This window comes from Flavobacterium sp. LK-23, from assembly GCF_058135255.1.
In genome coordinates this window covers 167,402-180,364 of record NZ_JBYUVT010000004.1, presented here as the reverse complement: position 1 = coordinate 180,364, position 12,963 = coordinate 167,402, and the positions used below count along the sequence as shown (strand labels likewise).

General features: G+C 39.9%; 3 protein-coding genes. All 3 read right to left on the bottom strand.

The window, feature by feature from the left end:
- Window positions 1-67 precede the first annotated feature (67 nt).
- The 3 genes from AC3Y25_RS08270 to AC3Y25_RS08260 all read right to left on the bottom strand — a co-directional run bounded on the left by AC3Y25_RS08270 (window position 68) and on the right by AC3Y25_RS08260 (window position 12,949).
- Entirely contained in the window at window positions 68-2,011 is a 1,944-nt protein-coding gene (locus tag AC3Y25_RS08270) for an OmpA family protein (protein WP_489902419.1), read from the bottom strand.
- A gap of 12 nt (window positions 2,012-2,023) precedes the next feature.
- Window positions 2,024-2,941, bottom strand: a complete 918-nt coding sequence (locus tag AC3Y25_RS08265) for a PorP/SprF family type IX secretion system membrane protein (RefSeq protein ID WP_095931587.1) — start codon at window positions 2,939-2,941, stop codon at window positions 2,024-2,026.
- A gap of 93 nt (window positions 2,942-3,034) precedes the next feature.
- Window positions 3,035-12,949: a T9SS type B sorting domain-containing protein gene (locus AC3Y25_RS08260; protein WP_489902418.1), complete on the bottom strand. Its 9,915-nt coding sequence runs from the start codon at window positions 12,947-12,949 to the stop codon at window positions 3,035-3,037.
- Window positions 12,950-12,963: the final 14 nt, after the last annotated feature.

The following is a 12,963-nucleotide window of genomic DNA, read 5'->3' as shown; positions in this document are numbered from 1 at the left end:
CAACGACTTTTTAAATTAGAAAAAGCTGCCATAGAGGCAGCTTTTTTTGTTTATCTGTTTTTTTAGTTTATAAAGCCATAATAATAAATTCGCTTCGTCTGTTAGCCTGATGTTCTGCTTCAGTACATGGAACACCATCTGCGCATTTATTTACAAGTTCAGTTTCGCCGTAGCCTTTTCCAGTTAATCGATTAGGGGCTATTCCGTTTTTAATCAGCCACTGAATGGTCGATTTGGCTCTTCTATCCGATAAAGCTTCGTTGTACTGGTGCGATGCTCTGCTGTCTGTATGCGAGCGGATATCCAGCTTCATGCTTGGATTATCGTTTAAAACAACGAGTATTTTTTCTAGATCCAACGCCGCTTCTGTTCTAATATTAGATTTATCCAAATCAAAATAAATCATTTTGATTCCGAAACATTTTCCTAAATCATCGCCCACAGTAACCTTACAGGTTGATTTTTCAAGTGCAATCGGAAGATTGGTCTTGCCGCTTGTTTTATCTATAGTTATATTTACTTCTTTTGTAGCGAATTCAGGTTTTTCTGCTCTTACGAAATAGGTTTTTCCGCATTCGACATCAAAAGTGTATAATCCGGAACCGTCTGCAACGGCAGAGTTTTTAATGTTCATCTGGTCATCATACAAAGTGACTTTTGCTCCCGGAAGCGCAAGCCCTGTTTCTGCATCCGATATTATTCCGTACAGCTGCTGGATGCATTTGAGCCTTCTTGTTTCTAAGAACCTGTAGATGTCATCAGAACCCTGTCCGCCATCTTTGTTGGAAGTGAAAAATCCTCTTCTGGTTTCAGGATCAATAATGTATGCAAAGTCATCTTTTGGAGAATTGACATCTGCTCCAACATTCTGAATGTTGCCCACTTTTCCGCTATTGTCAATATTGGCCACAAAAACATCCAATCCTCCCAGACCCGGATGTCCGTCAGACGCAAAATAGATCTCGTTTTCAGAAGTTAAGTAAGGATACGTTTCTTTTCCTTCCGTATTAATCGTGTTTCCAAGATTTTGCGGAGGGCCAAAGCCGCCATTTGAATTTATAGTTACTTTATACAGATCAGACTCTCCAAAAGATCCCGGCATATCGGAAGCAAAATACAGCGTTTTTTCGTCTGGGCTCAAAGCCGGATGGCCTGTGCTGTAATTATTGCTGTTGAATGGAAGCTCGGCAATGTTGGTCCATTTGCGGTCTTTTCCCAGTTCCGCTTTATAAAGCTTGATTAAAGTGACTTTACTTTCGTCCTTGCCTTTCTTGCCGCCAATATAGTTGTTTCTGGTAAAATAGACTGTTTTTCCGTCTTTGGTGAAAACAGGAGAAGCTTCGTGAAATTTGGTATTAATAGCCGATTTAAACTTATTTACTTTTGATGCGGTTCCCGTTGCGGGATCCAGATCAGCATTATAAATATTGGTGAAATATTCTCCTGTCCATTTGTGTTTGCGCTGTATAAAATTTCCCGTATCCCTCGCAGATGCAAAGTAAATTTTGTTGTTGTAGACAAATGACCCGTAATCGGAGTATCTGCTGTTAATGCCCGCGTCTTCTATCTGATACCTCCCAGAATTTGCTTTAATCTGGTCCAGATAGTTTATGTCTTCTCTGTAGAGCTTTCCTCTGCTGTCATTTTTTGAAATGGCATTGAATTCTTCCAAAAGCCTATTGGCTTTGGCGATATCTCCAGCCGATTTTAATGATTGCGCGTATCTAAAAAAGTATTCTGGCTCCGGGTTTGGATTCATGGCAAATAATTCGCCGTACCATTTTGCCGCGTTCTGGAAATCTGAGTTGAAATAATAGGCATTTCCCAGTTTTTTAAACATGTCTTCAGATCTGTAGCCTTTGGCCGCAACTTTTTCATAAGTCTTTATTGCATCGACATAAGCGTAGCTGTCATATTTTTTGTCTGCAGCATTTATTTTTGCCTGCTGGGCATAACAGCCAAATGAAAAAGCGCCTATGATTGTAGCGAAAAGTAGTGTATAGTTTTTCATGATGCCTTATTTTTAGAAGAAACGAGGGGTTGTCATTTTGCCTTTGTTTGAGAAGAATTCATAGCGCAGGAAGATCTCATGCGAGCCTGAATTGTAATTGTTCAATTTGGTGGTTTCCCGATCGTAGCCATAGCCCAAATAAAGTCCGTCTGTGATCTGAAACCCAACCATAGCGCTTAAAGAAGCGCTCCATCTGTAGGCCGCGCCTATCATAAATTTATCATAGAACATAAAATTCGCAGAGACATCTACCTGCAATGGCGCGCCTTGAACCATTTTGGCTAGAATGGCGGGCTTGAATTTTATATACTGGTATTTGTCAAGATCAAATACGTAGCCTCCAATTAAGTAGTAATTGATTCTGTCTTTATAAATTGCCACATCATTGTCGTCGTAACGATTTGTTTCAATAAAGTTTGGAACAGACAAACCAATGTATGCTTTGTCAGAATGCCAGTAGACTCCAGCTCCAACGTTTGGAGAGAACTTGCTGTTTAAATCCTGAAATTGGGGATCGCCCTGATCTGCAGGATTTAATTTGTTTACATCTAAATTGAAGATATTTGCCGTTCCTTTGATTCCAAATGAAAGCTTAAAATCTGCAGAGGTCTGAATGGTGTAAGACAGATCCACTGAGATGTTGTTTTCATTTGTAGGGCCAATTTTGTCATTGACCAATGAAGCTCCGATGCCTAATCTGCTGTTGTTTATTGGCGTATTGATTGAGAAGCTGCTGGTCTCTGGCGCTCCATCAAGACCGACCCATTGGGTGCGGTAAAGGCCAAATACGCTAAATACTCCACGGGAACCCGCATAGGCAGGATTTATGGCTATTGTATTGTACATATACTGTGTGTACTGCGCATCTTGCTGCGCATAACCTGAACATGTAACTAACAGAATGACGAAGAAAAATAATTTTGTTCTCATAGTAGATTTTATTAATTTAATAATTACTATTGACTATTTAAATCATTGTTTTTTAATACGCTGCAAATATTTATTTGCAGCGTATTCTAATTGCTATCTAGATAAATATAAATACCCATCTAGTTTATGATCTTGAACATTGTTGTTTCCATCTAGAGATTTATATGTAATAATGTAAAAATAGGTTCCAGTTGGTAGTCCGTCAGATTGCTTAACAGTTGTTCTTCCTCGTGAAGTTCCATCAAAAGCATTTGTTGTATTGTTGTAATTTGTAGTTTCAAAAACTAAAATTCCCCAGCGATTATATATTTCAACAGTATTGCCTGGATAACAAGTTAGTTCATCAATATTGTCAATTTTGAAGAAATCGTTCATGTTATCACCATTAGGAGAGAAAGCATTATGCACTAACACATCACCACAAGCTAAGACTTTGCAATCATCATTGATTTCCATGTTTAAAACTATGCTTCTTGGACAGTTTTGATCTGCTATTACATATTCAAAAACGTAATTGCCTAATGCCAAACCAAACGGATTAAGAATGCCTCCTTGTAACGCATTGGTATTGTTTCTATCTTGCCAAACTCCTGTTGTAGGGCTTCCTTCAGGAAGTAGGCTGCTTAAGTTAACCAATGTTGAATCATCGTTACATGCTGTCGATCTGGTTTCAGTAACACCATTTGGAACTACTATAATAGTAATCGTTGCGGTGTCACAATTTTCAGAACTTAATTTATCACATATTCTATAGCTATAAGTATAAGTACCGGCAGGTGTTAGGCTGGATACATTTACATTTCCAGAATTGTCAATAGTAATGTTTGGATCTGTTTTAGTATTGTTACCTTCTGTAAGAAGTGTAAAGTTTACTAATTCAAGTGATGCGCGAGTTATTCCTTTTACATCATTACTCAATACATTGCCTACTAATCCAAAAGAATTACATCCAATATTATTGAAGTTGTCATCATTCGCTACTACTGGAGTAGGTGGTGCTGGCGGATCAAGAACGACTACTGTTACAATTGCGGTATCACAATTTCCAAAATCAGCTTTTTCGCAGATTTGATAAGTCAAAGTGTAAGTGCCACCTGGTGTGTTTGGTGCAACACTTGTAGTTCCATCAGGGTTAATAGATATTGAACCTTTTGGATCTGGAATAGTTGTGGTTAGTGTTACATCATTTATATTTACTGGGCTACCATTTAATGTATCGTTAGTTAAAACGTTGCCTACAGTAGTTTGCGTTGCACTTGCTGTTATTGGTGCAGGAGTATCATCATTAGCCACTATTGCAAATGTTGGTCTTGCAGTACAATAAGGATCTGCAGGCGGATAACTAATTGTAATAGTCTCACTTGGATTAACAGTGAAAGTTACATTGGTAGTTGGACGTAATTTCTCAAATCCATCTGCTCCTTCAATCCATCTGTTGTTTTCAAAAATCCAGCCTGGCCAATCGATTCCTTTTCCTTGCTCGTCTACAACCGCTCCTGGCCACAATACACGACCACTTAATGGTAAATTGTTCATTGTTGTTACGACATTATTATTGCTGTCTGCCCAAGCAATGGTTACACCATTTACAGGAGTGAAGTTTACGGCTGTTACTACATAATCAATATATGGAACATCATTAACACATATTGAAGTTGCGGTAACGGTCATTACTGGAGCTTCAATTGTAACTGTAACCGTTGCAGTGTCGCAGTTATCTGTCTGATCGGCTTCGCAAATTTGATATACCATTGTTAGTGTTCCTACAGGAGCATTTGGTAGTACATCAACAGAACCATCAGGATTTAATTGTAAAAACTCGTTTGGCGTTACAGTTGTAATAATAACATCAGATGCAGTTATGGCATTTCCTTCTAAAGTATCATTTGGCAATACATTTAATACATTAGTTGTAGTATGGTTTACACCTGCAATTGGACCAGCATTATCATCATTGGCAACAATATCTTTGTAATCTTTACAGCTTACACCAAAGTCGGCATCTAAATGAACCAAATCTTCTGGAGTTACCGTTACGACATAACCACTCTCTGTTGTTGTTTTACAAACGGTATGCAATTGCATTTTACCTGTTTTAGCAGTTATGTTTTTACCAGATATTGAAGGAAGAACTTTTACTAAACCAGTTGCTCCTAAAGCAGCAGCCACGGTATCAAAGTTGGCATCTCTAACCAATTTGATTGTATAGTCTCCATAAGGATTTGCTGTCTCTGGACGATCTCTCCAGAATCCTTCGATACCTACTATAACTTCTTCATGATATCCGTTTGGACCATCGATTATTACATTGGCACTTAACGCATTTCCAAAACCTGCGGCATTTAATTCGCCATTGTTTTGTGGGCCAGTATAGCTTCCGTCTCCGTTAAGGTCAATCCATTCCCATTGGCTATAGTCAATAGAACCATTTGAATCTGGAATGTTTTTGGTCACCACTCCATCATTATTGGCATCGTACCATTCATCTTGAATTCCGTTATTGTTAAGATCATACCAAACATAATCTCCAAGAACTGGAAGGTTTGATTTTCCGTATTCAAAGTTATGAACTTGGAAAGCACATTCTTCAAGAGTAGTAAAGAACAAGCTTGAATCAACAGGATATAGCTGATGTGCGCTATTTAAATTAGCATCTTGAACTTGTACCAAATAGCTTCCGGCAGGCATTCCTGTAAAACTGTACATTCCATCGGCACCAGTAATACGCATTTGTATTGGACCAGTAGTTGTTCCTTGCGGAATCAATGTCACAGGTACATTGGCAATTGGAGCATTCGTATCTACATTTATGATTTGTCCAGATATTTTAACTCTATAATCTGGTTCTGTAATTACAACCGTTGCAGTTGCTGTACAAGTTTGGTTCTCGCCATTTACTACAGATGTTGCAGTAAGTGTATATGTTCCAGCTGGTAAATTAGTATTTCCAACTACTTCGTTATTTTGATTTGTAATCACTACAGTAGCTCCAGGACTGCTAGTAACTGCTATCGAACCGTTGCTTTCTCCTTTACAGCTTACATTGGTAGCTATACCGCTCACAGAAACTTTATTTTCAACTGTAAAGGTTTGTACCAATTCAGTTTTATTTCCTGCACAATCTGTTAGCGTATAAGTTCTGGTTAAAATGTAAGATTCTCCATTACATCCCGTTCCTCCATTGTTAGTGTCGTTTACAGTAATATTTACAGTTCCACTACAGTTATCAGCCGCATCTTTTATGTCTTCTGGGCTTCCTGCTGGAATGTCTGCAGCATTTTGCAGATTAGCAACATCTGCTGGTGCAGTACCTGTCGGAGGCGTTGTATCTCTTACTGTAATAATTTGAGTATAAGAAATTGAATTTCCTCCACAATCACTTGTAGACCAGTTGCGAGTTAAGGTATATTCTGTACCGCATTCGTTTTTAATATCGCTTTTTGTTTCGCTGAAAACAATTGGCAAGTCTCCGTTACAATTATCAGAAGCTTCCATATTAAATGGCTCTGGAACTGCATCACAAGAAACTGTAATATCTGAAGGCAATTCGCCAACAAAAGCTGGTTTTGTAGTATCCTGAATTGTAATTGTCTGAGTAAAAGTTTCAGAAGTATTTCCGCAATCGTCTTTTACAGTCCAAGTGTTGGTGTAAGTTCCTGCATTTCCACAGTTTTCAGATGCTACAAATTGTCCGCTGACTTTAGTAATGTTAGAAACATCAGTATCGCATAAGTCAGAAGCTATTGGGAATTGAGCCTGAGCAGCAGCAAGTCCTTCTGTATCGCTGCACTCTAAAGTTGCGTTTAAAGTGCCAGCTTGAGTAGTCCATGTTGGCGCAGTTGTATCCTGAATTGTAATTATCTGAGTGAAAGTTTCAGAAGTATTTCCACAATCGTCTTTTACAGTCCAAGTGTTGGTGTAAGTTCCTGCATTTCCACAGTTTTCAGATGCTACAAATTGTCCGCTGATTTTAGTAATGTTAGAAACATCAGTATCGCATAAGTCAGAAGCTATTGGGAATTGAGCCTGAGCAGCAGCAAGTCCTTCTGTGTTACTGCACTCTAAAGTTGCATTTAAAGTGCCAGCTTGAGTAGTCCATGTTGGCGCAGTTGTATCCTGAATTGTAATTATCTGAGTAAAAGTTTCAGAAGTATTTCCGCAGTCGTCTTTTACAGTCCAAGTATTGGTGTAAGTTCCTGCATTTTCACATCCTTCAGAAGCTACAAACTGTCCGCTTACTTTAGTGATATTAGAAACATCAGTATCGCATAAGTCAGAAGCAATTGGGAATTGAGCCTGAGCAGCAGCAAGTCCTTCTGTATCGCTACACTCTAAAGTTGCGTTTAAAGTGCCAGCTTGGGTAGCCCATGTTGGCGCAGTAGTATCCTGAATTGTAATTATTTGAGTAAAAGTTTCAGAAGTATTTCCGCAATCGTCTTTTACTGTCCAAGTGTTAATGTAAGTTCCTGCATTTCCGCATCCTTCAGAAGCTGTAAACTGTCCGCTTACTTTAGTGATATTAGAAACATCGCTGTCACAAGTATCATTAGCTATTGGGAATAAAGATTGAGCATTCGCTAAAGCCTGTTCATCGCTGCATTCTATAGTTTTGTCTAAAGTTCCAGCTTGAGTTGTCCAAGTTGGAGCAGAATTGTCTTGCACTATTATGGTTTGACTTACAGGAAGTGAAACATTTCCACAAGCATCTTTCGCAGTCCATGTTCTTGTTTTGGTATAAGTTCCAGCACAATTTCCTTCTGTAGTAGTATCTTCATAAGTCAATGAAGAGATCGTTCCACTGTCGTCACTTGCTGTTGCTTGCGCAAAAACAGGTTCTGCTGGACAATTGATAGTAGAAACTGCAGGTAGTGGATCTATAACTGGTATAACAGAATCTCCATCGATAATAATTACAGTTTTTACGATAGTACATAAGTTAGCATCTTTAACCGTAACATTATAAGTTCCGGCTTTAAGTCCTGTAGCTGTAGCATCTGTCTGAACAGGATTAGTATCCCAAGAGTAAGTGTAAGGACTTGTTCCGCCAGATGGTATAACAGTTGCAGAACCTGTTGCTCCGCCACCACAAGCTACATTAACTTGCGTTGTTGTTGCGCTTAAAGGAGCTTGAGGCTGATTAATTGTTATTTCGCATGTTGTGGTATATCCTAATTTGTCAGTAACTTTTACAGAATGTAAACCTGCTGTTAAAGCAACTGCTTGAGCAGTAGTTTCATCATTATCCCAAAGGTAAGTATACTCTCCGTTACCGCCGACAGCTGTTACCGTCGCTTTACCAGTATTCCCTCCATAACATTTTACAGCGCTATCTTGCGAAATACTACATGAAAGTACATTAGGTTCTGTAATTAAAACAGTACATTCTGTAAAGCAGCCATTTGCATCAGTAACTTTTACGCTATGTGTTCCTGCATTTAGAGCTACTGCCGTAGGTGTATTCTCGCCATTATCCCATAAGTAAGTGTAAGTAGGAGTACCCCCAATTGGAGTTACAGTTGCTTCACCATTGCTTAAACCATTAGAAGTTACTGGTTTATTTTGTACAACAGAGCATGATAAAGCGGCACCTGGCTGTGTTATGGTTACAGAAAGAGGTGGAGTAGAGCATCCGTTTGAATCTTTCACAGTTACAGTATAAGTTCCTGCAATAAGTCCAGTTCTATCTTCAGGATCATTAATTCCTGCAAGATCGGCCCAATCGTAAGTATAAGGCGCTACACCTCCAGAAGCTGATATATTTATTGCTCCTGTTGAAGAGCCAAAACACAATACATCAGTTTGAGACGTTTTGGCAACGGCTACTGCTGAAGCAGGCTGTGTAATTGTAACGGCAAGAGGAGCTGCAGCACATCCGTTTGCGTCTTTCACAGTTACGGTATAAGTTCCTGTAATAAGTCCAGTTCTATCTTCAATATCAGTAGTTCCCGCAAGATCGGCCCAATCGTAAGTGTAAGGCGCTACACCTCCAGAAGCTGTTATGTTGATTGCTCCTGTTGAAGAGCCAAAACACAATACATCAGTTTGGGAAGTTTTAGCTACAGTTACTGCTGAAGCAGGCTGTGTGATTGTAACGGCAAGAGGCGCTGCAGAACATCCGTTTGCATCTTTCACGGTTACAGTATAAGTTCCGGCAATAAGTCCAGTTCTGTCTTCAGGATCAGTTGTTCCTGTAAGATCGGCCCAGTCGTAAGTATAAGGCGCTACACCTCCAGAAGCTGTTATATTTATTGCTCCTGTTGAAGAGCCAAAACACAATACATCAGTTTGAGAAGTTTTGGCAACGGCTACTGCTGAAGCAGGCTGTGTAATTGTAACGGCAAGAGGAGCGGCAGAACATCCGTTTGCATCTTTCACGGTTACAGTATATGTTCCTGCAGGCAATGCTGTTCTGTCTTCAGGATCAGTGGTTCCTGCAAGATCAGCCCAGTCGTAAGTATATGGCGCTACACCTCCAGAAGCTGTTATATTTATTGCTCCAGTTGAAGCGCCAAAACACAATACATCGGTTTGAGACGTTTTAGCTACGGCCACTGCTGAAGCAGGCTGTGTTATGGTTAAAGAAAGCGGTGCGGCAGCACATCCGTTTGCGTCTTTCACGGTTACAGTATAAGTTCCTGCAATAAGTCCAGTTCTATCTTTAGGATCATTGGTTCCCGCAAGATCAGCCCAGTCGTAAGTATATGGCGCTACACCTCCAGAAGCTGTTATATTGATTGCGCCTGTTGAAGAGCCAAAACACAATACATCGGTTTGCGAAGTTTTGGCCACTGCTACTGCTGAAGCAGGCTGTGTAATGGTTACAGAAAGAGGTGCGGCAGAACATCCGTTTGCATCTTTCACAGTTACGGTGTAAGTTCCTGCAATAAGTCCAGTTCTATCTTCAGTATCATTAGTTCCCGCAAGATCGGCCCAGTCGTAAGTATAAGGCGCAACTCCTCCAGAAGCTGTTATGTTGATCGCTCCTGTTGATGATCCAAAGCACAATACGTCAGTTTGAGACGTTTTAGCCACGGCTACTGCTGAAGCAGGCTGCGTAATGGTTACAGAAAGAGGTGCGGCAGAACATCCGTTTGCGTCTTTCACAGTTACGGTATAAGTTCCTGCAGGCAATGCTGTTCTGTCTTCAGGATCATTGGTTCCCGCAAGATCAGCCCAATCGTACGTATAAGGCGCTACACCTCCAGAAGCTGTTATGTTGATCGCTCCTGTTGAAGCGCCAAAGCACAATACATCAGTTTGAGACGTTTTAGCAACGGCTGCTGCTGAAGAAGGCTGCGTGATTGTAACGGCAAGAGGAGCGGCAGAACATCCGTTTGCATCTTTCACGGTTACGGTGTAAGTTCCTGCAGGCAATGCTGTTCTATCTTCAGTATCATTAGTTCCTGCAATATCAGCCCAATCGTAAGTATAAGGCGCTACACCTCCAGAAGCTGTTATATTGATGGCTCCTGTTGAAGAGCCAAAACACAATACATCAGTTTGAGAAGTTTTGGCAACGGCTACTGCTGAAGCAGGCTGTGTAATTGTAACGGCAAGAGGAGCGGCAGAACATCCGTTTGCATCTTTCACAGTTACAGTATAAGTTCCTGCAGGCAATGCTGTTCTGTCTTCAGGATCAGTGGTTCCCGCAAGATCAGCCCAATCGTACGTATAAGGCCCAACTCCTCCAGAAGCTGTTATGTTAATGGCTCCAGTTGAAGCTCCAAAGCACAATACATCAGTTTGGGAAGTTTTAGCTACGGCTACTGCTGAAGCAGGCTGTGTAATTGTAACGGCAAGAGGCGCGGCAGAACATCCGTTTGCATCTTTCACCGTTACGGTATAAGTTCCTGCAGGCAATGCTGTTCTGTCTTCAGGATCAGTGGTTCCCGCAAGATCAGCCCAATCGTAAGTATAAGGCGCTACACCTCCAGAAGCTGTTATATTTATTGCTCCTGTTGAAGCGCCAAAGCACAATACGTCAGTTTGGGAAGTTTTAGCGACCGCTACTGCAGAACCTGATTGTGTAATTGTCACAGTAAGAGGCGCAGATGTACATCCTTTAGAATCTTTTACGGTTACGGTATATGTTCCGGCAATAAGCCCAGTTCTGTCTTCAGGATCAGTTGTTCCTGTAAGATCTGCCCAGTCATAAGTATAAGGCGCTACACCTCCAGAGGCTGTTATATTAATAGCTCCAGTTGAAGCTCCAAAACACAATACATCAGTTTGAGAAGTTTTGGCAACGGTTACTGCCGCGGCAGGTTGTGTAATTACAACGCCATTTATATTTGCAGAACACCCATTTGCATCAACAACTTTAATGTTATAAGTTCCAGCAGGTAAACTTTGTAAAGTATTTACAGTTGTTTCTCCGTTAATGTAATACTTAAACGGACCAGTTCCGTTTGTTACATTAATCTGAATTTTACCATCATTACCGCCAAAACAAGTAACATTGCTTGTTGTTCCTAGTGCAACAGTGTAGAATGGAGGTAAAACGATATTAGAAGTTACGAAGTCTCGATTGGCATACCACCATGTATTGATGGTATTTAAATTTCCATATTGAGGCGAACCATTATTACTGTCGTTAAACCCATTCCATCTATGGCAATTACTTGGAGGAGTACCATTTGGTGTACAGCCAGTAAGATTTAATTTTGAATCAAAAGTACCTCCAGTATAAGTAATATTGCTGTCGTCCCAGTAGAATTTTAAAACATATCCAGATGGAGCCGCAGGTCTAACGGTTGTACAGGAGAAACCATATTGATTTTCTTCTACATCATATATCGGGAAATGGAAAGCAGCTTGTCCAAAAGTAACGACTATTGGTATTGAGGTGCCTTGTGCGATAGTGTTTCCTAAACCATCTTTTCCATTCCAAGGAACACTGACAGCATAAGGAGGAGCTCCCGATGCTGTAACAGTTTGGGTAGTTAATACATCTTTTGTACCTGGAGTATAAATTCCATCTCCACCGTTAAAGTCAAGAAGTATTTCGATAGTTCCGCTTTTAAAAACACTAATGTTTATATTGCTTTCGCCAATACCACAATTGGTAATTCCGTTAATTTGTATGTTACCGTTATAGGTTCCATTTTTCCATATATTAATATCAGGATCATTTAAGAAAACCTCATATTTTGGACTCATTTGCGTAGCATTCGGTGCGTTGTAAATACTTTTTTGATCATTAGCCGCATTTCCTGAATTTCCAGGGCCTGTATTATTAAAAGCCACATTAAAATACCAAGGTCTGAAACCTGCACCATTAAAATTGATTTTATTCACAAAACCGTTTTGAGTAACGGCTCCAGTCGTAGAACCGTTATCTGGAGCAAAAACATAAAAAGCACCATTAAAGTCAGTATCAACATCATCCATAGCAAAAGCCCAGCGTTTTGAGTAAATACGTCCAGGAATTGATTTGTTTGAACTATTGGCAACTGTAATGTCGTAATAGTTATAGTAAATTTCAGTACTGCTACCATCAGTTGTGCTCTCAAATTCGATATAGTAATCACCAGCAGGCATGCCATTTGGATTAAAAACTATAGGAGTATATCCAGCAGAAGTAACTCCATCGATACCATTTGGACCATTTTGAGCTCTTGTAAGTCTTTGGGCTTCAGTACCTGTTATGTTCGATGAGGTGCCATCCAAAGTATAGTTTGCAAATGCTACACTTCCATCGGGTCTAATGATTCTAAATCTAGAAGTAATTTCAGTGCCAGTTGGACTTGATCTTCTAGCTCTGCTAAAACCTAAATATACTTTTTCGCTATTTGGGTTTTGAATTCGAATATACAATCGCTGTGCATCTGTCGAACCATATCTACCAAAACTTCCATAAGTGCTATTGTTTATCGCAAGTGAAGCCCTATGATTAATGTCGGGAGTTGTTTGTTTGCTTCCTTCTCCAGCATAAACATTAAGAAACAAAATGCTTAATAGAAAACTTAGAAGGATTTTTATTCTTTTTTCGAAAGTAAAGTTTTTCATATTAAAATGTTTAA